The sequence below is a fragment of the Brevibacterium sp. K72 genome (assembly GCF_050562175.1).
Taxonomy (GTDB): domain Bacteria; phylum Actinomycetota; class Actinomycetes; order Actinomycetales; family Brevibacteriaceae; genus Brevibacterium; species Brevibacterium casei.
In genome coordinates this window covers 1471292-1493743 of the sequence record NZ_CP191582.1, presented here as the reverse complement: position 1 = coordinate 1493743, position 22452 = coordinate 1471292, and the positions used below count along the sequence as shown (strand labels likewise).

General features: G+C 57.5%; 16 protein-coding genes. 3 read left to right on the top strand and 13 right to left on the bottom strand.

The features are described from left to right. Positions 1 to 6: 6 nt before the first annotated feature. Positions 7 to 1125 (bottom strand): glycosyltransferase family 4 protein, encoded by a 1119-nt coding sequence (locus ACQ1RG_RS06615; RefSeq protein ID WP_211978239.1) that lies wholly within the window; start codon positions 1123 to 1125, stop codon positions 7 to 9. After that, on the bottom strand, positions 1113 to 2753 hold the full coding sequence (locus ACQ1RG_RS06610) for a hypothetical protein (RefSeq protein WP_201671701.1): 1641 nt from the start codon (positions 2751 to 2753) through the stop codon (positions 1113 to 1115). The genes ACQ1RG_RS06615 and ACQ1RG_RS06610 overlap by 13 nt, the downstream gene beginning before the upstream one ends. Positions 2754 to 3054: 301 nt before the next feature. Between ACQ1RG_RS06610 and ACQ1RG_RS06605 the strand changes: the two genes are divergently transcribed. Continuing rightward, entirely contained in the window at positions 3055 to 4341 is a 1287-nt protein-coding gene (locus ACQ1RG_RS06605; protein WP_430600222.1) for an ISL3 family transposase, read from the top strand. A 143-nt stretch (positions 4342 to 4484) separates the two neighbouring features. On the opposite strand, the gene ACQ1RG_RS06600 is transcribed toward ACQ1RG_RS06605, so the two are convergent. From ACQ1RG_RS06600 to ACQ1RG_RS06555, 10 genes are all read right to left on the bottom strand, one after another. Next, positions 4485 to 5309: a hypothetical protein gene (locus ACQ1RG_RS06600; RefSeq protein ID WP_211978241.1), complete on the bottom strand. Its 825-nt coding sequence runs from the start codon at positions 5307 to 5309 to the stop codon at positions 4485 to 4487. Between the two features lie 2 nt (positions 5310 to 5311). Continuing rightward, positions 5312 to 6229, bottom strand: a complete 918-nt coding sequence (locus tag ACQ1RG_RS06595) for a hypothetical protein (RefSeq protein ID WP_211978242.1) — start codon at positions 6227 to 6229, stop codon at positions 5312 to 5314. After that, positions 6226 to 8061: a hypothetical protein gene (locus ACQ1RG_RS06590; protein ID WP_430600753.1), complete on the bottom strand. Its 1836-nt coding sequence runs from the start codon at positions 8059 to 8061 to the stop codon at positions 6226 to 6228. The genes ACQ1RG_RS06595 and ACQ1RG_RS06590 overlap by 4 nt, the downstream gene beginning before the upstream one ends. Before the next feature lie 212 nt (positions 8062 to 8273). Further along, positions 8274 to 9164 carry a DUF6270 domain-containing protein gene (locus ACQ1RG_RS06585; protein WP_249120930.1) on the bottom strand — a complete coding sequence of 297 codons (891 nt, stop codon included), beginning with the start codon at positions 9162 to 9164 and terminating at the stop codon, positions 8274 to 8276. Beyond that, a complete protein-coding gene (locus tag ACQ1RG_RS06580) occupies positions 9161 to 10537 on the bottom strand; it encodes an ABC transporter ATP-binding protein (RefSeq protein WP_249120931.1) in 1377 nt (458 codons plus the stop codon). The genes ACQ1RG_RS06585 and ACQ1RG_RS06580 overlap by 4 nt, the downstream gene beginning before the upstream one ends. Continuing rightward, entirely contained in the window at positions 10524 to 11378 is an 855-nt protein-coding gene (locus ACQ1RG_RS06575) for an ABC transporter permease (RefSeq protein ID WP_201671718.1), read from the bottom strand. The genes ACQ1RG_RS06580 and ACQ1RG_RS06575 overlap by 14 nt, the downstream gene beginning before the upstream one ends. Positions 11379 to 11401: 23 nt before the next feature. Next, positions 11402 to 13144 (bottom strand): glycosyltransferase family 4 protein, encoded by a 1743-nt coding sequence (locus ACQ1RG_RS06570; RefSeq protein ID WP_211978245.1) that lies wholly within the window; start codon positions 13142 to 13144, stop codon positions 11402 to 11404. Further along, the gene (locus tag ACQ1RG_RS06565; protein WP_211978246.1) at positions 13141 to 14133 is read right to left on the bottom strand and encodes a glycosyltransferase; all 993 of its coding nucleotides are present in this window, start codon (positions 14131 to 14133) and stop codon (positions 13141 to 13143) included. Before ACQ1RG_RS06565 ends, ACQ1RG_RS06570 begins: the two co-directional genes overlap by 4 nt. 272 nt (positions 14134 to 14405) lie before the next feature. Continuing rightward, complete coding sequence (locus ACQ1RG_RS06560; protein ID WP_211978247.1) at positions 14406 to 15443, bottom strand: hypothetical protein; 1038 nt, start codon at positions 15441 to 15443, stop codon at positions 14406 to 14408. Beyond that, positions 15440 to 17326: a polysaccharide biosynthesis protein gene (locus ACQ1RG_RS06555; RefSeq protein ID WP_201671732.1), complete on the bottom strand. Its 1887-nt coding sequence runs from the start codon at positions 17324 to 17326 to the stop codon at positions 15440 to 15442. The genes ACQ1RG_RS06560 and ACQ1RG_RS06555 overlap by 4 nt, the downstream gene beginning before the upstream one ends. Positions 17327 to 17975: 649 nt before the next feature. Here ACQ1RG_RS06555 and ACQ1RG_RS06550 point away from each other — a divergent pair. Further along, on the top strand, positions 17976 to 19640 hold the full coding sequence (locus ACQ1RG_RS06550; RefSeq protein ID WP_249120932.1) for a glycosyltransferase family protein: 1665 nt from the start codon (positions 17976 to 17978) through the stop codon (positions 19638 to 19640). A gap of 34 nt (positions 19641 to 19674) precedes the next feature. Here the strand turns inward: ACQ1RG_RS06550 and wecB are convergent, their stop codons facing one another. Beyond that, positions 19675 to 20778 carry a non-hydrolyzing UDP-N-acetylglucosamine 2-epimerase gene (wecB, locus tag ACQ1RG_RS06545; RefSeq protein WP_211979339.1) on the bottom strand — a complete coding sequence of 368 codons (1104 nt, stop codon included), beginning with the start codon at positions 20776 to 20778 and terminating at the stop codon, positions 19675 to 19677. Between the two features lie 406 nt (positions 20779 to 21184). On the opposite strand from wecB, the gene wecC reads away from it, so the two are divergent. Further along, positions 21185 to 22444, top strand: a complete 1260-nt coding sequence (wecC, locus tag ACQ1RG_RS06540; RefSeq protein ID WP_211979340.1) for a UDP-N-acetyl-D-mannosamine dehydrogenase — start codon at positions 21185 to 21187, stop codon at positions 22442 to 22444. Positions 22445 to 22452 lie beyond the last annotated feature (8 nt).

Genomic DNA, 22452 nt, shown 5'->3' with positions numbered 1-22452 from the left:
TTAATATCAGTATGTAACAGAATTGTAAGCATCTAAAATTTGATCGAGCGCCAGGGCTGCTATCGCTTCATGCGTTCTCTGCTCACGCATCAATGGCACATAAGTATTCTGGAACGATTCAAAATTCGATTCAGAAAGTATGGCTTGACAATCAGTAATTATTTCCTTTTTGGTCATATTCAATCTCGCGCTATGATCACCAAAATTGCTACCAAGCACTCGGTCAATGTTATTTGGAGTCGATACACCACAGATCCCCCGAATGCCGGCACCAAGACACGGGGTGCCAAGTGCCACACTCTGAGCCCCGGTAACGCCACCAGCAACCGAAAACACTGCTGCCCGAAGATAATCGAGGACAGTGCTCTGTGGAACCCAACCGTGAAATTGAACATCAACCACGCCCATCCGGTCCGCGAATGCGTTCAGTCGTGACTGGAATTCACCACGAGACGGCCCCCCTCCCATGACATGCACGCTTGCACGCGGAATAATCCCGTTATCAAGAAGAGTGCTTGCTATTTGAACGAGACCCTCAACCTGCGAAATTTTATCCGGCATCAGACGAGCGGCCAGAACAAAGTCATAGGATCCCTCCGCCATCCGAGTCTCGTAGCCGACTGTGTCCTCAAGAAAAAGCTTCGACGGAACGCCGTTAGGCAACACCTCAATTGGTATCGATCCAGTCTGGCAAAAATCTGTGAGCATTGGAATTAGGGAGGAACTCGCCACAAGAAACTTTTGCACCTCGTCTTTCCAGAGGTATGCGTAATCGGAGTTGTTTCCGTGGAACATGTACACGACCGGGGCACCAGTCATCCTGCGAAGTTCCAACGCAAGTTCGCGCGATTTGAATGGCTGGGCGAAGATGATGTCGAAATCGGATTCTTTTGCAATACGCTTCGCCGGCGCGTCCCACTTATTCCAATCTACGAGGTACGAACCGGCAACATATCCTCGGCATTCGTTGATTATTCGGGAATTATTTGAGACCAAGGTAACTGTGGCTCCGTTTGCGACCAGACCCTTGACCATGCCGACCGTCCAGTCCTGGAGTCCTCCCCAATCAGCAACTGTGTGTACGGGCAACAGAATATGAAACTTCTGCTCCATCACGCCATCCATACGGCAACTTCCTTATCTAGCAAGCCGAGATCTATGTTGTCGATCGTTGAGGGAAGCGCGGGTGCGCTTTCAGTTCGCAGTTCAAAGATTTTGAAATCGCCAGGGTAGCGTTTACAGAATAACATTGGATGGGGGTGAGAAGTGGCCAATGTTTGGGCCTTACTGCCGGCCGGAACCGCTTGCAGGAGCGTATCGTTACGAAAATGCTTGGTAAGAACTTCATTCGCAAGAATGCCAACAATATCGGATTCCGATTCATTAAGCCCCATAAGACTGAAAGGCAGACCCAACTTCGCTAAGGTATCCAAATCTTGTTGAGTCGGAGCTGAGATAGCAGCGACTTCTCGCTTTGGTTGGCCGTCTTCACCGATCAGCGTTACCAACGCGTCTATTCGGTCATATCCGTCGACGTAGTCAATACGACCGACAGTGTACTGATCGAAAATCAAATAGCGTTCAGAATTGATCCCGTCAAGGTACGGAGCGAGGCGTGACTTTTCCGTATTTGTGGCAGGTACAGCGCAACCATCCCACATCAGTTCGGGGTCGCCAGCCACCACGATGGAATTCGATTGAACCCTTTTCAAATCTGACTGGGGGCGCCCCTCGATAAGCGAGACCATATCGTCGGCGCGAGCGAGTACCGTGGTCAATGCGGTGATTGTGGGGGCAGTCAGCGGCTGGTCGGTCTGCGATGCGGAGATCACTCCGACTTGAGAGTCCTGTGAGATGGCTGCCCGGGCCACACAATAAGTACTTCCGGTCCGGATCTGCTGAATCTGCTCGACTATCCGCCACGGCGGAATTACCTGGTTACTGAATACCGGAGCTATAAGTCTATCACCGTTCTCAGCACAATAGGATCTCAGCACATTGAGCTCGTCTCCGGGCCCAGCCGTCAAATCGACAATCGTGTAACCGTCGATACTTTGTGCTTCAATGCCATCGAAATCCGAAACCGGGGTGTGATTAATACGAACCACGTCGACAAAGCTTCTCGCGTGGAAAGGCATGAATTTCCATCTAGGAAGATTGACGAAGATGGAGCTCGATTTCCAGAAGGCGAAAGACTGGGGCTTTGAAGGTAGTATTGTCTTTGGAGCCCATGCCCAAACGTTCTCGAGCGATAGACGTTCGTATGTGCCGTGCCATTGTCGCACCCTCCGTACAAGATCGCCGAAAGCATCACGAGCAGTCCTGATTCTTAGATCGAAGCCTCGAATCTGGCAATACAGATCGAAGCTTATCCCGAAGACCACTGTCCGTGAGGATCGGACATCGAGCATGCCATCCTGTGTGGGAACCTTGGTCGGTATATCGGCTTCCACAACGGAAACACGATCCAAACCATCAAGAAGCGAGTCAATCATTCTGGCATCAAACTCAAGCGCTGAGTTCGAGACAATTACCCGTTCGGATGACACCATCTGAAATGCAAGACTGAGACGTTCTGTAGCGTCGAAGTTTTGTCCCGCTTCGACGAATGTCACATCGACGTCATCTAACTCTGCGGGCAGCTCATCAACGATTACTATCAAGCTGAACGTATGGAGGCCGGCACCCCGTCTGACGTCCCGTAGATATGACTCGACCGCTTGCGAGTCCATTCCTCCCAGGTCGATAATCATCTCTGCGGAATCTAGAGACGAGAATCCGTATTCTGGTGTAACCGCGGGTTCATCACTCAGCACGCCGAACTACCCTTCTTTGCTGTCTTGGAAGCTTGCATAAACTCGTTCGGAGTTTATTTTTTGTGGGCGAACGTTTTGCCCTCCACGCTCGCATAAGCGCCGTTTGACGAACCCACAGTAAATCGGCTCTTCGCGGCTCGTGGTGAAGGAGAGCGTCGCGTCGCTGGCGTAGAACGGCCCGTGGTCCTGCTGTGATGGGTGTTGTCAAGACATCCACACCTCAGAGGACCACGAGCCTGTGCACGAGAATACTGGTTCGCAGCGTGATGCTGCGAGCACGATCTTCAACTTGCCCGATTACCGCGTCACAGACGCGATCGACCTGCCCGACGGAGGCCGTCGAGTGGTGATCGCCTCGACCGTCCCGCCCGGATGTCCGTCCTGCGGGGTGCTCGCGACCAAGGTCCACTCCCGCCGGTCCCAGAAGGTGCGCGACGTCCCCGTGGCCGGGGCGGTGGAGGTGGTGTGGGCCAAGCGGCGCTGGTTCTGCCTCGAGCCGGCCTGCGCCCGGGGCACGTTCTGGGAAGCCACCGACCAGGTCCCTTACCGTGCGCGTTCGACGACCCGGTTGCGGGATCAGGTCGTCTCCGCGGTGATCACCTCGGGCCGGGCTGCCTCCGAGGTCGCCCGGGCCCATGGCGTCTCGTGGTGGCTGGTCCAGGCAGCGCTGGCGGCGGCCGCCGTGGTCCTCCCCGCCGCCGAGGACGTGCCCGTGACGCGCCTGGGCATCGATGAGCACCGCTACCGTTCGGTGCGCTGGTTCCGCACCGATGAAGGTGCCTGGAGACGGTTCGAGCCATGGATGACGACCCTGGTCGACCTGACCACCGGGCAGGTCCTCGGCGTCGTCGACGGCCGGGACTCCACCGCCGTCGGGGACTGGCTGGCCCAGCGTTCGGACGCCTGGCGGGAGCGGATCGAGATCGTTGCGATCGACCCGTCGGCCGCGTTCCGCAAGGCACTGCGGACCTACCTGCCCCGTGCTGCGGTCTCGGTTGACAAGTTCCACCTCGTCAAGCTCGGGAACGACATGGTCACCGCCGTGCGGCAACGCCTGGCTCGCACTCATCGCGGTCGTCGGGGCCGGAAGGATGACCCGGCTTGGGCGCACCGGATGCTGTTGCTGCGCGGCGCTGACACCCTGAGCCCGCGTGCCTGGGAGCGGTTGGAGACGGTGTTCCGCACCGATGATCCCACCGACGAGCTCTCCGCCGCTTGGGGCATCAAAGAGCAGCTCCGCCGCCTCCTGGATACCGACACCCTCGCCCAGGCCTGGGACGAACGGATGCGGATGGGCTACTTCTCCCAGATCGCGAATATGCCCGAGGCGACCAAGCTCTACGACACCATCGTGACCTGGTGGGACGCGATCGAGGTCCTCATCGTCACCGGCGCGACCACCGCCCGAGTCGAGGCCGCGAACACCGGCATCAAGAACATCAAACGCACCGGCCGCGGCTTCCGAAACGCGGAGAACTACCGGATGCGTATCCTGCTGGCCAGCGCCGCGAAAACCGTAGCGTGAATACCCGCCCCAACAGGGTCATTCACCACGAACCGCGAAGAGCCAGTAAATCCGGGCGAATGGAAGTTTCCAAAATATGACCGACTATATCACCCAAGGATGTATACGAACCTTTCAAGTCACATAAGCCGTATCTGGATGCGTCATTTGTGAGCACTAAGCCGCACATTCTGAACCCGGGATCGCATGTCTAGATACTGCTCTACAGAGCTGACTACTTCTCCCCAGCTGCGTGTGACTCTGAACGGACCTGGCGTATCGTCGACAACTACTGTATGTACCTCCAAGCCTCGGTTCTGAACAAGGCGCTGCAAGTCGTTCAATGCGCCGAGCAAATAGGAGTCGTGCTGCTGTCCGAAGCTCTTCCATGCCCCCCGCTGGAAGCCTGACTCATCGATCAGAACAATTGAGCCAGCTTTCACCGTTGCCGGCGCCGGGATTGACGACGGGTAGATCTGCACTACTCCACTTGTCCCGAGACTAGTGTCGTCGGGTCGTCTACCAACGGTGTAGATATCCACGTCGGCCACATTACGGGTCTTCCCGGATTCCGGAATCACAGAGATCGTCGTCTTCTTGGTACGCGTTGCGGACCCAGTTGCTTGTGGCAACGACCCAGAGTTCGCTGTCTGACTGATTTGCTTTTTCATGTCGCCCAGCGAGCTCTTCAGGGCAGACTGAGCGGACTCTACCCGCGCGACCTTCGCATCCAGCGCTGAGACAGATGACCGCATCTGGTTCGTGGTCTCGCTCAATTGCGCCAACCGAGTTTTCGTGTTTTTACCTTGAGTTGATGACAGATTGCTTATGCGCCGTAACACAACAAGCATTAGCAGTACTGACGCAAGTATCAAACAGACCGCAAGAATCCCTGAAATTTGCCATAGACCTGCAATTATAGCGGCAACGGCGAGAACAGCAGTGACAGCAACGATTCCTCCAAGAACCTTTGCCTCGACAGTACTCATCACTATGCGACCGCCTTCCGTGCGATTTCAATCGAGTCGGCCGCCTCAAGTACATCCCCTTCAGATACAAGCTCAATACGGCCAGGGTATAAAGCGGCAAGGTTACGAGCGTAAAGGCTGTCGAAAGCCATCACACGCGCTCCCAGCTGGACCAACAGCTCGTAACCCGACCGGGCCGGATAGTCTCGCGCCGCCAAGAACCACAATCTGCCTACTTCTGAGGATGTCCTGCCCAATTGCTCGAATGCTTCAAAAGTACCGGGAACACCGAACTCAACCCTGTCCTCGAGACCGAGCATGGAAATCGATGATACGGCAGAAGTGAACTCAGTAGGCGCCGGAGTGCGCGTCCACACAATCTCTACTGGCAGATCTACCTGCGCCGCGATGCGCAAGAAGTCCTGTAACCCTTCATCCGGATTGGCCGAGCCGATCCAACTAAGACGCTCAACTGGCTGGTTCGAGATACCGACACCGCTCAATCGCGACGGCGACAAAGTTTCAATGATCGTTTCCGGAGGCACTCTGCGTTTGAGGAAGTTTGCAGCCGTAACAGACGTAGCATATACACGATCAACATGGGTAAAATCCAGAGCGTCGATCTCGGTTTGAATTCGACCAGCCTCAGTCGACCGAACCATCCAGGTATTCAACCGACTTTTAAGCCCTTTACTTCCGAAGACCGCATTTGCAACTTTCGCGTCGTCCGAAATTCTCACCTCGTTGAATGCCCGAACACCGCTGCAAGCACGAGCCATGTTCTCGAGCCTTGCACGTGTGACATGACGCCACGTCAGTCCTCGATGTGGTGCAACTTGTTCGGTATTGCCCACAACGGCAACCGAAAAATCGTGATTTGACGACAAATCTCGAAGCTCGTCCATTCCCAGATCAGTGGCAATTCTCAAAATCGCGGTCACAGTCCAACTACCTCCAACGTAGCCTCAGCGCGACGTCTCCACGTCGACTCGAGCAGAAATTGCTCAGCCAAATCCAATTCGTGCTGCGTCCAGGGACGATTCAGAGCGTCTCGTACACCCGCGATCATTTCTTCGTAAGTGTGATAAGACGTAGCAGTTGGGCACTCATCTATAGAGCCCATCTGGGCAGCGACCGTCCTCATACCCCAGGCAACGTACTCGAACAACTTATTTGGATCAACTGCTCGAGTCAACGGCGATTTCTTGAATGGAACCAGACCGACCGCCCAATTCTCGGTAAAATCCTGGAGCAACTCCTGTGGTTGCGGGCCCAGGTACTCAACATTTGCAGGCAAACGCAATGAATCGGGCTTTCCAGGACCAATAATTTCAAACCGATTATTAGGCAACGCCTCAGCACACCGCAGCACATAGTCCCAGTCGAACCACGCATCTGTAAGATGACCGACGTAACCGACGACACCGTTCAATCGCTTTCTTTCCACGACTTCCAGGGACCGAAGTGGTACTGCCTTGTCAATAAACCTCGGCTGGATCCCATTGGGAATAACTTTCGGATCAATACGCTGCAGTGAGAGGGCGGATGCCTTGTGCGCCAACGCCGGGCTCACGGTCGTAATGTAGTCGACGCGCCGACAGATCAGGCTTTCACCTTCCGGTGTGTACCATTTCGAATATCCGACACGCTTAAACTCCTCCATATCGTCTCGAATTTCGTACAACGTCTTCCAACCTTTTCGTCGAAGAGTATCTACAGCAACTGCCGCGGTCGGCGACGGAAAGGAACTGCAAACATATAGACATTCTCGGCGACGACTTTCGTCGGAAAGTGTCTCGATCACTTCACCAAATTCGTCACGAGGAGCTTGATAGAACAAATCCATCGCGCGACGGTCTACGCCATTGAGCCCCCCGTAGCCTACAGAAACGACAGCGTACCCCAACGAGGTGTACTGGACCGACATATTATTCGGTCGGATAGTAATTAAGCCAGATCCTAAAGGTGGTGCAGTGGAATCAATAAAGATCAAAGGCGTTCCTGAAGGCAGTTCTTCCAAAAATGCAATCAGCGACTCGGCCGATCGGGAGCGGGTCCGAACCCGCAGCCCACACGCCACACCAGTTTCGGGTCGAGACTTCAACGCCGATACAGTAACGCTGGAAGTGCCCTCAGGAAGTAACACTTGTCGCGCGGTCCAGCTGGTTGACTCGTTTTTGTCCAAAACTACGTAGGATCCGAGAATCGGGCTGATACTGGTTTCGGAACTAGGCATGATCTCCATGCCTGACGAGTTGTAGAATTGAATTGCGAAATGGACGGGAGTGCTATCTTCACCGCTTACGACCAGGCTCTCCAATTGCAGGCTTCCCTGGCCGTCTGGAATATTGAACGAGGCAGTCCGACCAAGAAACGCCCTATTGCGGGATGAAGAAAATTCTTCCCTTCCAACCGGCCCGATCATTGCTATGTGCCGGCCCTTATCCGTGCCGCTCAGCACTAGAGAAGCACAGTCTGCGGGTACTGAGACCTCCATCGCGACGGCGAACAGGCCATCGGCATCCCGGGTGATCTTAAACGATGGCCTTCCACTCTTCAGCACCTTGCCGGCCGCGTTCAAGTACTCCATTGATACTTGATCTGGAGAAGGTGCCCCGTCGGTACGGAAACCCCACCGCAGCACCGCTCCTGGATTCGTATCGCCGTTCCATTTGTAGCTGGCCAGCGGAATCGCCTGGCCAGGTGCCAGCTCTTTTGATTCCGCAAAGAGCACCACCGGGTCGGACCATTCGTCAGTCACATGATTCTCCAATTCGTCTCATCGGGGCAGGGTTCATCGCATCGTCTAGCTAGGTCGGCCCGAGGTAGTGGGCGCATGAAAACGACATGCTTCCGACTACAATACAGCATCATTCACAATTGCCGTTCCCAACGCTCGCTTCCCGATCGACTGCATTTTCTGAAATCTTCTCCGACAATGCACTATTTGATGAATATTGAGTTAACAAGAGCTTTCTTGGGTTCTTACCCGTCACTTTTGGGGCGATCCATTTCGTCACTCATAATGGCTGAAATAGATTGCACGATCGACTCATAATCTTCGCGGCGGTAATGAAAGGGCTCAGGCCCCCATTTATGGTCACGATCTATTCGGACGTCGCTGCTCGAACGTACGACGGCGAACCGTAACTGCGACCGCGCCAGATTTCGGTACCGGACGTATTCGCGGTTAGCGGCGGTTGCTCTATCTGCGAAGACCTCCGCCTCAGTGGGCGCCACGTCGGTGAGGCTGGTCAACGCTTCGCGAATCGAGCGCCTATCGGTAAGTACACGGTTCGCTTCCTTCACGCCTCGCTGCAATCTTCGCCATTTACGCCCCAGCTTGTTCATCCGGTGAGACTGCGGGTGGAGGGCTCCGTCGACAGCACACGCCCACTCGACATCGAGAATGATAGTTTTCTCCCACAAGCCAGCGCCTCTCAAGCCTTCGACAAGAACGGCGAAACCCCGACTCCACGCTTCGAAGTGCTCATCAGAGCCAAATACAACGAGCCGTGCTCCTGCTTTTTCGGCCGCTTCTCCCGCACCGGAAGCTTCAACTTCAAGTGAGTTTGTCATAGTCGTACCGTTGGGAAAGCTCCAAAATCCGCGTCGTTCGTCGACGAGGTCAATTAGAACTAGATCCACAGCGTCGCGGCCGTCACATACCTGTTTGAGTCCACTACCAAGGAGGTCGCTAGTAACCATACGCTTTTGGAAGGACGACCTCAGTTGCCCAAGGTCGACGCCCTCTGCCCCGTGTGGTGTCTCGAGGCTGGTCACGGAATGACGCGCGACGTAGGCAATTACGTTCGCGTCCGGAATGAATTCGGAAGTGTCCCTACTGACACAGGAGCCGAAGATCGCGATATTCACTTCGAGCTGCCCCGCCCAGCTCGGACCGTTTTCTGGTCGCGAGAGTTCGCGTGCTCGGCAGCCAGGTCCGGAGCGGGCGAGCTGCCATCCAATGCTCTGCGCCGCTGCCGTTCCTGATATCTCTGATCAGCGAATTTACGTGCCTGGGACGCGAGACGGCGGCCCGCCAAGTCATTGTCCTCGGCGACCGAAGACGCGCGATCCTTTGGATCGGCTGCCCGGAGAACTACCTTCTTGTCGCCAGGGCGAAGTCGTAGGGGCGGCGGGTCGTCGTACTTCGTCTGGGCGCTGACAGCGTCCGATGCTGGCTTCGGAAGAACCGGAAACTTCGCCTGTGGCATCGGCGATTGGATGTGGTCCGGCCATACTTGAGACTCTGCCGAGGCAAGTAGTTCGAGTGGAGCCTCTTCGACTTCGGCTTTGTGCTTCTGGCGACGAACGTGTCTTGCGGCGCTTGAACCCTTCTTTCTTACAGCCGCTGGCCTAGTGGCGTGGCGCGGAACGGGATTCTTGACCAACTCGGGCTCAAGTATATTGATCCCTTCGTGCTGCGCATTGCTCATCACGTCATGGAGCAGTTTATCGGAAACATCCTCATTGCCTTTTGCTACATTCCAGGCCCACCACCGGTACTTCTCGGCGACAGCCTCGGCGGGACCGTTCATGAGGATCTCACCTTTGTGCATCCATACAGCGCGGGTGCACAACTCCTGGATCACCTTCGCTGCGTGGTTGACAAGCAGCACGGTCCCCGCCTCAGCAAGGAGCTCGTCCATGGCTCTTTCGCTCCGCTCGGCGAAGGTTGCGTCACCAGTCGACAATGCCTCATCGATGAGGAGGATTTTAGGCCTTGCGGCCAGGGCGATGGCGAACCTCAGTCGAGATCCCATGCCCGACGAATATGTACCCATTGGACGGTGGATCGCGGATCCCAAAGCTGACAGTTCGACGACATAATCAAATGCATTCGCGGCTTCTTCGGGAGTGAGCCCCATAGCCAGGCAACCCAGACGGACATTTTCGCTGCCTGATAGTGCAGGTTGCAAAGCGGCACTCACTCCGAGAAGCAGCGGTTGGTAACGCACGAGAATTCGTCCTCGGTCAGGCTGTTCAACCCCCGCGACATTGCGTAGGAACGTCGATTTGCCCGAGCCGTTTGTGCCGACGATGCCCACCATCTCGCCCTCGCGTGCGACGAAGTTCACCCCTCGCAGAGCTCGGACTGTCGTCGTTCCGCCACGCCCGGTTACTGTGCGCCCAAGAAGCTGCATTAAGTTCTTTGGTCGTTGCGTAGGGTCATTTGTGTTGACCGTGTAGCGAACTTGGACGTTCTCAGCGACAATGTTCGGTTCGTCTAGGTCAGAGCCGACCATAACTCTCCTCCCCCCGCCAGAAATACAGGAACCCTACCGTCAGCAGCCCGAAGGACCACGCTGCGGCGATGAGCCACATCCACAGTGGCGAATCGATTCCGTAGAGCAATGAATTCCGCGCCAGAGTCAGGAAGGAATGCATCGGATTGAGCTGCATCACAGTAAGGAGCTCAGGATACTGCGCCAATCGGTCTTCTAAGGAAAAGAATACTCCCGAACCGTAGAGCCAGAATCGGCTAATGATCGTCATAACGTTGCTTAAATCGGGGATTTTGTGCCCGATTCTCGCGAGCAGACACGCCAGTCCGATGTTGAACACCGTCTGCAGAATGATGACCGGGAGGATCAGAACGACCCGCCACGTGATATTTTCCGGTGGTGGGACGATGACAATCAGGAGCACCATGACGACAAAGCTTGGAATGAAGTCGAGGAAGTTCCGCACAACCGTGGAGATTGGGAGCGCTGCGCGGGGAAACTGGAACCCTTTGATCATCGATGATCCCGACCGTATAGCGTTCGTGCCCCCGGTCATGCTCTTGCCTGTGTACTGGAAAAAGAACACGCCGATTACGAGGTACCCGACGAAGTTCTCGATACCTTCGGAAGATTGCAAGATGAAGCCGAAGATGAACCAGAACGCGAGGACTGACAGCATCGGATTGAGGAACATCCAACCATAGCCAAGGAGGTTCTTGCGTGTCGATCCGGACACTTTTGCCCTGGATTCTGCGACAATGAAGTGCCGTCGGTCCCACAGGCTCGACAGGTAGCTGCGCAGGCTCGTTCGCTTGCCGACCGGAACTAGCCCCTCACTCGAAACCGACGGGATGGACGTCAAGCCGAGTGGATTACGAGGATCACTCACTTCGCGTTCGCTCCCACGAGCCGAGAATAGACTTCTCCATAGCGTTGACCGATGTCCTTCCATCGCCTCGTTGACAAAACATGTTCCCGACCATTATTTCCCAAGCTCTCTCTAGTCGTTGCATCTAGAGCGAGCTCGGCCAACACAGCGGCCAAGCACTGCGGATTCTCCGGCTCTGTCCACAGTCCGGCACTAGCCGGGACCAATTCTCTCAGAGCGGGTAGGTCGGAGATGACAACGGGGCGGGCCAAACCCATGGCCTCGACAGGTTTGATTGGGGTGACGAGACGACATACCGGTTCGTCTTTCCGAGGCACTACGATCGCATCAAGGGCAAGCTGATGTGCAATCGCAGACTTCTGAGAGACACGTCCTGTGAAAACCGCGTTGTCCCCGAGTGGTCTCGCTCGCTCGCGCAACGAGGGAAGCGCTGTACCGTCCCCAGCGATTAGGAGGCGGAGATCGACTCCTTGCGCACGGGCGATGGCTACAGCGTCGACTAAGTCATCAAGACCTTCGTAACCGACGATAGACGCCGCCGTGCCGACCCAGACGCCGCCCTCGGGAAGGCCGAGTTCTGTTCGCAATTCGGCCGGCCTTCTTGTGACCTCCGCGCCGACTACGGCTTCCGACACGGAATTGGGAATCAAAGTGATTGCGTCGGCGGGGATTCCGTTGTCAACGAGATGCGCGCGCATGGTTTCGCCCAACGTGATCACGGCGTCGGCGGCTCGAGCAACCTCGATCTCCTTCTCCCGCATCATGGCAAAGCGCTGGCTGGCTCGCCGGGCAACGCGCTCAGCGTCTCCGCCACCGGACGCCGCCCAGGTCTCTTCTAGTACGCCTCTGACTTCGTACACCCAGGGAATTCCAGTAGCGCGTGCCGCTGCACCGGTGGCCAGACCGTTGACGTAATGCGTAGTGGTATGCAGAACATCGACACCTCCCTGGGCAACCCGGTCGGCGATCCACCGTGCTTGTTGAGACAGTCGAGCCGTAGGGGTAGCTGTCGGAAGCAGCGGGACATGACGAAGATATTCGACTCCGTCCACCGTCTCGAGGGGGGTTGAGCTGAGTCTCCCAATCGTCATCGGGTACGACGGGCGGGTCGCAGCCATCACTGTATGACCAGAATCCTGCAGGGTCTTGAGGATGAGATGGCTGCGGTAGGCGTAGCCCGAGCGCGTGTGCGGGAGGGAATTGGTCAGCACATGCAACGACGTCGGAGACTCAGGACGATGACCAGCAATATCGTGGGCCCCTAGGATCCTGCCGGAGACCTCCGGCCACCATCCGGGTTCGAGAGACCGCTTCTCAGCGACGAGACGCCGGCGCCTGCCGCCGTCGCGGAGTACAGCGATCGCTTCATCGATGCGACCATCGCTCCAGAGGATTCGCGAACGCAACGAGGCGCCGCCGGCGACGCTATCGGCGATCCGCGATGCCGATTCAAATTGCCCAAGATTCAACGCGATCTCGCCGAGCAGACGTGAAGGTCGAGTCGTTTCATAGTCGAGGACAAGTTCGCGTGCGTGGGATTCGTGCCCGAGGAGCCATGCCGCAGCAGTTCGTGAGGCGGGATCAGGTAGGTGGCCAAGAATCCGGCCGACGACTTTTGACGCCGCGGATGGCAGGCGTCGGGCAAGCTGCATTCCGAAGAAGACTCTGTCCTCACGCACATGAGCTGTGGTTGTGGCGATCGCGTTGATGATCTGGCGGCCCAAGAAGAGTGGATTCATCGGCACACGTCCTCCAGAAGTGTTTCGTAGGCCCGGCCCATGATTTCCACCGAAGCATGGTCGATCGCCCACTGACGCGCACGGTGGCTTGGCTCGACGACGGAAGTGACGAAGAGCCTCATCGCATTGGCGACCGAGTCGACGTCGCCTGGATGCGCCACAGTTCCAGCACCGTTTGCAGTGATAATCTCGGCTGCCTCGCCAGCAACGATGCCCAGAATGGGCACCCGCCGAACCATGAGCGAGTACAACTTCGACGGCACGGTACGAGTATGTGCGGGAAGGTCGCCGAGGCTGACTAAGCCAGCCTCCGCCCAGTCCCAGTGTGATGCCAGTTCCGTACCGGTTGATTGGGGGTAGAAGTTCACAGGAGCACCAAGTTCCTGCGCCAGCGCGACGAGCGCGACCTTGTCCGCGCCGTCTCCCACTATTCTCAACCGCACCCCAGGCACCTTGCTTGCGGCGCGAACGGCCGTTCTCAAATCCTGTGACCAGCCGACCGTGCCTACATAAAGAAGGTTCACTCCGCTCCGAGGCCGCAGGGGGCTACTGGCTTCAAATGGATCTGATTCGATCTCCGCGCGGCCCACTCCGCTCCGGACCACTGTCGCGTTGATTGCTCGATCCTGCAGGCGCTTGCAGAAGCTATCGGTGGTTACTACGACGGCCGCAGCTCGTTGCTGAGCTCGAGTGAGTAACCCGGGCAGCACGGTGTCCTCGAGTTTCCCAGTCAGCATCTTCGGCAAGAACCGTCCTGTTGCGTTCGTGACCAGGGACAGCTCGTGGATGAGATCTGGCCATGCGTCGCGCACCTCAGCGACATGGGGCACACCGAGTACCCGAGATAGGAAGTCGCCGGCCAGCAGCGTCGGCAACCCCGGCGTCGTCGAGATGATGACATCGGGACGGTTCGCTCCGCGCATGATCCTCAGCGACGTGCTCACTGCCCCGAAGGCGGCTACGGCCTGGTCGAGAATTTGTCGGGCCATGGATGCCCCACTGCGAAGATAAGGCACGCGGATGACCCGTTCGCCGAACTCCCCGGTGTCCCAACTTCCTGCCAAACTCGCACGTACGCGAGCGCGTCGACGCCCCACACCTGAACCGAAAAACTCGTCGCGACACGTGTACGGATAGTGAGGATGTGGGGCTGCAACAACGATCTCGTGGCCCTTGGCGACTAGATGACTGACCATAGTGCTCCACCGCCGCTGTGGTGCACCAACCTCCGGCCAATAGTAGTGCGAGAGCAAAAGGATCCTCACGACGCCACCGCCCAGGTCGAGGCCCGCCGACGCAGCCATAGAGGAACAAGTGCATAAAGCGCGAGGAGCCCGACCCAGAACACATGAGCCGGATACGTCGACGGTGTGTTGCCTGAAATGAGGGTCGGAACGGCGAGCACACACGCAACCACTGTAAGTGCCGCGTGGAATAGTGAAACGGACCCGTGAGACCATCCGGCCTGTTGCATCCGCTGATAGATGTGTTTGCGATGGGGGAGCAGGATGTTCTCCCCCTGAAACAGTCGCCACGCGATCGTCGAACCGACATCGAACAGAACGAAAACAAGAGGAGCGACAACAACGACGATAGGCACCTCCGAGACGAAAAGCCATACCGCAAGGGCAAACACTGCCGCCCCGATCCCGTAGCTTCCTGTATCTCCGAGGAACGCGCGGGCACTCCCAACGTTGAACGGTAGGAAGCCGCACGCGGATCCGGTCAATGCCAGTGCGAGCATCATGACGTCGTCTTGCCCAGTCCACGAAGCAACGAACGCATACCAGGCTCCGGTGACGATCGTCCAGCCCGTTACGTAACCGTTGAGTCCGTCGACGAAGTTTACGGCGTTGACTAGTGTCACGCCAACTGCCGCGAAGACGAAGACCTGTGAGATTCCATGGTCCGAGACAAGAGTGATGCATCCGCTGAAGATGAGAGCCAGTGCCACTTGACCGATCAGACGTGCGACCGGTTGGAGCGAATCGAGATCGTCGCTCATTCCGATGACCGAATAGCACCACGTCAGGACGAGGAATCCAACCGACATAAAGATGCCCCCGAGGCCGAAAACCCCGTTCTCAAGAACATTCCACACAGTGGCGACGAGTGTCGCAATAGTGACACCGCAACCGATCGCGATCCCTCCACCGCGCACAGTCACCTCGGTGTGCGAAGATCTGTGCGACGGAATATCAACAACTCCCGCACGGCGGAGTAGAGGGAACACTGCTAAGGCGGTGCCGATCGTCGTTGTTGCCGCGACGATAAGCACAACAACGGACAGCACGGTCATTTGGCCGTGTCTCCCACACCCATACCATCATCGGGAGCGACCTCTGCCGTTTTTCCGGTGAGCGAACACCTATTCTCCACTGGTGGGGCGGACCCACCTGAAGGCTCGCCGTCGGCTCCGAGATCGGTAATATCGAGGGCACTCGCGAGTTCAGACGCCAAACTGTCGCGACGCCCGTAAGAGCTAGCTTCACGAGCGTGAGACACTAAGTCGCGCAGAGCAGAAATCTCGATAGGGACGATCTTCACCTGCGTTATCAGCGGGTGCACTGGTCGGATGTCTTCTTCACCGGGTGACAGAAGCGACTCAGTAAGCTTCTCACCTGGGCGTAGCCCCGTATAGACGATCTCAGCGTCTGACCGCCCGCTTAATGCAATAACTCGACGAGCAAGGTCGTCGATCTTGATGGGCACTCCCATATCAAGAACCAACGTTTCACCCGGTTGACCGATCGCTGCGGCCTGCAGTACCAATTCGCAAGCTTCGTCCGCAGTCATGAAGTATCGAGAGACTTCCGGATCCGTCACCGTAACCGGGTCGCCAGCTGCGACCTGAGCGACAAACGTCTCAAGGACCGACCCCCGAGAACCAAGAACGTTGCCGAATCGAACGGACATATAGCGACGACCCGATTCAGCGGCGACCGAGGCAATGGCGCGTTCGATGGAGAACTTTGTCCGACCAAGGACCGACATCGCATTCGCAGCCTTGTCCGTCGATATATGGACGAACGATTCGACGTCATTGGCGAGGGAGGCATTGAGCAGATCCAGGCTAGCGCCGACGTTGGTGCGAATTGCTTCCTCGGGAAACCGCTCGAGGAAGGTTAGATGCTTGAGCGCCGCCGCGTGGAAGATGATGTCGGGTCTGGTATCTGCGATCAGAGCGTCGATGAATGCGGTGTCTCTGAGGTCCCCCAGCACGAGATCGTCGCTAGTCAAAAGGGCCGATCCTTCAAGCCCGAGCTGCGTTGCGTGCAGGCCGGACTCGTCACGGTCGGTCATCACCAATCTAGCGGGCGCAAACCGCGCGACCTGCCTGCAAAGTTGGGATCCTATCGATCCGCCGGCTCCGGTGACAAGGACCACCCGACCGCTGATCGCAGTTGATATGTCGTCAATATTTGTTGAGATCGGTTTGCGTCCGATTAGGTCTTCGAGGCTAATATCGCGGAAGTTTTTGGAACGCAGATCTGCCACCGCAGTTGAGTGCGATTCCTGACGACCGAGATCAGATTCGGCGATTGTCGGGAGGATCTTGATCTCGATGGGTCGACCGTCGAGACTCGAAGCAACGCGCTGAAGCATCTCGGGAGGAATATCCGCAATTGCGATGATGACGACCGTAGCCCCGGTTCGGTCGACTTGATTGGCGAGGTCTGAGATTGGACCGACGACGCGAATTCCGTTGTAGCGCAGATGTCGCTTATGGGGATCGTCATCGAGCAGGCCAACAGCCGAATACTCATGATTGCGGTCTTCAGCGATCATGTCTAGAGCCCGCATGCCCTGGGTCCCCGCCCCAATGACGAGTGCCGGTTTGGACGAGCGAGACCCCAAACGCAGCCTCTGCCGATAGTTTCGCCGAATCCAGTTCTCCAAACTTTTTACTACAAGCATCATTGCGCCTGCAGCAATAGGGACACTAGTCGGAATGAGCAGACGGGAAACGAACGCGAATTCGGCAACCCACATGAGGCCGACACCTAGAGCGACGGTGCCCGCAATTGCAGCAAACTGATCCGGAGAACCGTTATAATAGCGCCCGCGATAAACTGCAAGCGGTCCACAGATCAGGAAGACAATCACTGCGATTCCCGCGGAGACGAGCATCCCGGCAAGACTTAACGAGGTTAGGTGGAAGTCGAAACGGAAGAGCACCATTGCACAGACAATCAGTGCAAATATAAGGCCATCCGCCAACGATCGGACTACAGCCCGTAGGCCCTTGGCAACACGGGCACTTGAGGCGTCGGGCCCAATACTGCGTCCCACAATCCTCATTTCTTTCAGCCAAAGCGCTACTGTCGTACCAACACCCCTGTCGCCTAGAGCTCTCGAGGTTGCAGGCCAGCGCCGATCAACTCCACGATTGTACTATTGATCCGGATAGGCCAGATACAGTGGTCGTGCCTGAGATGAATTCGATAGAACGGAAACACGTGGTACGTCACCATCAGCGATGGGTTTTCCGACGGTCATAACGTTCACGAGGTCAGCCTCAGCATGAAGATTTCGATTCGAGTTCATGTTTGCATCGTTCAACGAGCGAAATGAGCTTGTCGGCTCAGAAGGGACATGAACGTTGATTGCGACGCGACTGCGCACAGTCAGGACCGCACTGTGGCATCTCAGGCACGGAGGGGTTCGCCAACTGAAGACTTGGCGACGAAGGCAGCGCATCCTGCAACCAATCGTAGAGGTCGCCCCAGCGGCCAAAGCAACCAAGCTGGGCGCCGTGTCTCTGACTGAACAGTTTCCGGCGATGCCGCGGTCAGCTCAACTCCCAGTCTTCGGCGATATCAAAGTTGGAGTGATTCTCGACGAGTTCTCAGCCGAGAGCTTCGGCTACGAATGGACCCTGGAACCGCTCACACGCGCTGGCTGGCACAGACAGCTCGACGAGCTTGACTTCGTCTTCATCGAATCTGCGTGGAACGGCAACCAGGGAGAATGGAAGTATCAGCTCACTGGCGACTCCGGGCTCAAACCAGACGTCATCGCACTGTTGGATGAATGTCGGCGCCGGGGAATCGCGACGGTGTTCTGGAACAAGGAGGATCCTCCGCACTTCGACGATTTCCTTCCACTGGCAGAACGTTGCGACGTCGTCTTCACGAGTGACGTGCGCTTGATACCGCGGTACCGCGCGGAGCTGGGACATGACAGGGTTGGCGTCCTGCCCTTTGCCGCACAACCGGCAATCCATTCGCCGGCGCGGCCGGCTCGAGGCTTCGCGGCCCGCGACATCGCGTTCGCTGGGATGTACTTCGCCCACAAGTTCCCTGAGCGCAGGGAACAGATGGACCTCCTGCTGGGAGCAGCGGACGCAGTCTCGGATCGGATGGACTACGGGCTGGAGATCTTCTCGCGGTTCCTCGGCGACGACGAACGTTACCAATTTCCGGGCAGGCTCGCCGACCGGGTGGTCGGTTCACTGCCGTATCGCAATCTGCTCACCGCATACAAGAACTACAAGGTCTTCCTCAACGTCAACTCCGTTGTGGATTCGCCCAGTATGTGCGCACGAAGGATCTTTGAGATTTCTGCCTCCGGGACTCCTGTCGTGACGACGCCCAGTGCCGCGACAAGAGAATTCTTCGAGCAGGACGAGGTGCCGCAGCCGGACACGGAACAAGACGCCGAATGGACGCTTCGCGCTCTGGTGCGCAGCCCGGAACTGCGCAATCGAATCGTTCACAAGGCGCAGCGCCGCATCTGGGACGAACACACGTACAGTCACAGGGCAATGACTGTCATGAACTCCGTCGGCATCGATTTCGATGATCCGCTGCGGACCACCGTGTCCGCGATCGTCTCCACCAATCGCCCGGATCACCTATCCGACATCATCGACACCCACGCCAAGCAGAGCTTTTCGCAGAGGCAGCTGATCCTTGTCGCGCATGGCATCGACGTTCCGACAGACCTCATCGCGAGGGCACGCGACATTGGTATCGACCAGTTGGAGGTTGTTCGCGTCGACGCCTCCGAGACGCTGGGCGCCTGCCTCAACCGAGGCATCCAAGCCGCCGATGGACTCATCATCGCCAAGATGGATGACGACGACCTCTACGGACGACACTATTTGGCGGATCAGTTGGCCGCCCTGCGATACTCCGGAGCGGATCTTGTCGGAAAACAAGCGCATTACCTGCACCTGCGCAGCCGGAACATCGTCATGTGCCGATTCCCCGAACGCGAACATCGGTTCACAGATCTCGTCATGGGTCCGACCCTCGTAGGCGATCGCGAACTGTTCCTTACGCATCCGTTCGCGGAACGCACGCTGGGTGAGGACACCGAGTTCCAACGGAGAATCGTCGACGCTGGCGCGCGCATCTATTCGGCAGACCGATTCAACTTCGTCCAGGTGCGGGGTGAGCACACGCATACCTGGTCCGTCGAAGATGACCTCCTGTTGGCCAACAGCAACGTCCACTCCTTCGGATTCTCACCCGATCATTACCTGTTCTGAGCGAAGCCGACGCAAAGTGGGTCCAGCTAGGTTTTCACCTCACAAGTAGTGAGTTGAGGATCTCCACGCTCCGGCCCGCAGAGAGTCCATCTCCGTAGGGGTTCACTGCGTTTGCCATCTCTTTGTAGGCGGACTCATCGTCGAGCAGGTTGGAGACCTCCGAGACGATCCGCTCGGTATCCGTGCCGATGAGCTTGACCGTTCCTGCATCGACAGCTTCCGGCCGCTCAGTGTTCTCCCGGAGGACGAGTACCGGTTTTCCGAGGCTGGGCGCCTCTTCCTGGATCCCGCCGGAATCTGTGAGGACGATGTCCGAGCGAGCGATGAGGTGTGAGAACTCGCCGTACTCGACCGGTTCGATTGATACGACGTTGTCGAGGTCAGCGATCTGCGGAGCGATGGATGCCCTGACCTTCGGGTTCTTGTGTGCCGGCCAGACGATGAGGAGGTCCGGATAATCAAGCGCAAGGCGCCTCATCGCTCGACCGATATTGACCATGTTATCCCCGAGATTCTCTCTGCGGTGAGTGGTCACGAGAAGCACGCGCCTGTCCTCGACCGCGCTATCCTCAAGCTCGGGAATGGTGTTCTCTGTGGGGCGAGCGACCGCCCAATGCAGAGCGTCGATCACGGTATTGCCGATGACGTGGATGTTCTCATCAGGCACCCCGTCAGCGAGGAGGTTGGCTCGGGACACCTCGGTAGGGGCCAGGTGGATCCGGGCGATCTGCGAAACGATCTTGCGATTCGCCTCCTCCGGGAACGGAGAATTGATGTCTCCGCTGCGCAGTCCCGCCTCAAGGTGAACAACGGGAATCTCGCGGTTGAAAGCAGCAATTGCCGCTCCCATGACAGTTGTGGTGTCGCCCTGCACAATAACGGCGTCGGGTTTGTGCGCTTCGAGAACTTCGTCGATCTTCGAGATGACCGTCCCGGCAATCCCATTGAGAGTCTGCCCATGTGCCATGAGATTGAGATCGACGTTCGGAGTGATGTCGAAGACCTCGTTGACCTGGTCGAGCATCTCTCGATGCTGGGCGGTGACGACGACCACCGGCGTCAGGCGAGGATCCTCTTCGAGAGCCTTGATCACCGGGGCCACCTTGATCGCTTCAGGGCGCGTCCCGTAGACAACCATGACCGTCGGCTTCGCGGCCGCCTCGACTTCGCTCACAGCTACTCCTCTACCCCCGTTGTCGGGCTTCAATGATCCATTGGTTACCGGTGGATGACCAGCACTTGTGCTGATTTTAGCGATTGGGCCCAAAGCCCAGCGCGGCGGGGCGTCGAAAAGGTGCCCGTCGATCCCCGGGACAGAATAGCATCGGGCGTTGATGTCGCTTTTCCCGCGCAGAATTCTATTCACGTGTACGACGAAAATACTTCATCTCGGCGTCGTTGATATAGTTGAGCCTGATTTCAGTGGTGTCAGCTTTCGTTCGCAGAATGGGAAGTTCATCGCATCACCAACCAACGGCGCTGAGTTGCCCGCTGGCGATTCGTCCAGCAGCCCATCGCGCCTCGACCATTTGGAGCCCAACCACATGAATGCCCCCGTGGACACCGCACGTCCGTCCGTTGCCGTGATCGGCCTCGGTTACATCGGCCTTCCCACCGCAGCGATTCTCGCGAGCACCGGTGCGGATGTCGTTGGAGTCGACATTAATCAGAAGAACGTCGACGTAATCAACGCGGGCCAGGTGCCGTTCGTCGAACCGGACATGGCGACCACAGTCGCCGGTGTGGTCTCGCAGGGCTTCCTCAGGGCAACAACTGATACTCCCCACGCCGACAACTACATCGTGGCGGTTCCGACTCCGTTCACCGATGGGCACAAGCCCGATCTCTCCTACATCGAGGCAGCCGGTAAGCAGATCGCGCCCCTGCTCGAGGGCAACGAACTCGTCATCCTCGAATCCACGTCTCCCCCTGGGGCCACGGAGTTCCTCGCCGAGACGATCATCGCAGCTCGTCCCGACCTCACCCTCAAGCCGGGCACGGCGCAGTCGATCTACTTCGCGCATTGCCCGGAGCGTGTGCTTCCGGGCCGCATCATGATCGAGCTCCGCACGAACGACCGAATCGTCGGTACCCTCAACGGCAACGCGGGAGAGCGCGCACGCGACCTCTATCAGCTCTTCTGCGAGGGCGAGTTCCTCATGACCGATGCTCGCACCGCAGAACTGTCGAAGCTCACCGAGAACGCTTACCGCGACGTCAATATCGCCTTCGCGAACGAGCTGTCGATGATCGCCGACAAGCTCGACATCAACGTCTGGGAGCTCATCGACCTCGCCAACCACCACCCGCGAGTGAACATCCTTCAGCCCGGTCCAGGAGTCGGCGGACACTGCATCGCCGTTGACCCGTGGTTCATCGTCGCCACGACTCCCGACTTCTCTTCGCTCATCAAGACCGCCCGCGAGGTCAACGACTCGAAGCCGCAGTTCGTCCTCGACAAGCTCCTTCCGCAGGCCAACCGCATCAAGGATGTCAAGATCGCCGCGCTCGGCCTCGCGTTCAAGCCGAACATCGACGACCTTCGCGAGAGCCCGGCCCGTCAGATCGTCAATGAGCTCTCGGACAAGCTTCCCGACGCGACCATCATGGCTGTCGAGCCGAACATCGACGAATTGCCGTCCGATCTCGCTGAGCGGGCCAATGTCACCCTCACCGATCTCAACGATGCTGTGAAGGACGCGGACATCGTCCTGCTGCTCGTCGACCACACCGAGTTCGCACGCATTGACCGTTCGCTGCTCGCCCAGAAGATCGTCCACGACACCCGAGGCGTGTGGAACTGACCGCCTCT

Coding starts and splice junctions, on each gene's coding strand:
- ACQ1RG_RS06615 (WP_211978239.1), bottom strand. CDS start 1,125: ATGGATGGCGTGATGGAGCAGAAGTTTCATATTCTGTTGCCCGTACAC.
- ACQ1RG_RS06610 (WP_201671701.1), bottom strand. CDS start 2,753: ATGATTATCGACCTGGGAGGAATGGACTCGCAAGCGGTCGAGTCATAT.
- ACQ1RG_RS06600 (WP_211978241.1), bottom strand. CDS start 5,309: ATGAGTACTGTCGAGGCAAAGGTTCTTGGAGGAATCGTTGCTGTCACT.
- ACQ1RG_RS06580 (WP_249120931.1), bottom strand. CDS start 10,537: ATGGTCGGCTCTGACCTAGACGAACCGAACATTGTCGCTGAGAACGTC.
- ACQ1RG_RS06570 (WP_211978245.1), bottom strand. CDS start 13,144: ATGAATCCACTCTTCTTGGGCCGCCAGATCATCAACGCGATCGCCACA.
- ACQ1RG_RS06565 (WP_211978246.1), bottom strand. CDS start 14,133: ATGGCCCGACAAATTCTCGACCAGGCCGTAGCCGCCTTCGGGGCAGTG.
- ACQ1RG_RS06560 (WP_211978247.1), bottom strand. CDS start 15,443: ATGACCGTGCTGTCCGTTGTTGTGCTTATCGTCGCGGCAACAACGACG.
- ACQ1RG_RS06555 (WP_201671732.1), bottom strand. CDS start 17,326: ATGGTGCTCTTCCGTTTCGACTTCCACCTAACCTCGTTAAGTCTTGCC.
- wecB (WP_211979339.1), bottom strand. CDS start 20,778: ATGGTTGTCTACGGGACGCGCCCTGAAGCGATCAAGGTGGCCCCGGTG.
- wecC (WP_211979340.1), top strand. CDS start 21,185: ATGAATGCCCCCGTGGACACCGCACGTCCGTCCGTTGCCGTGATCGGC.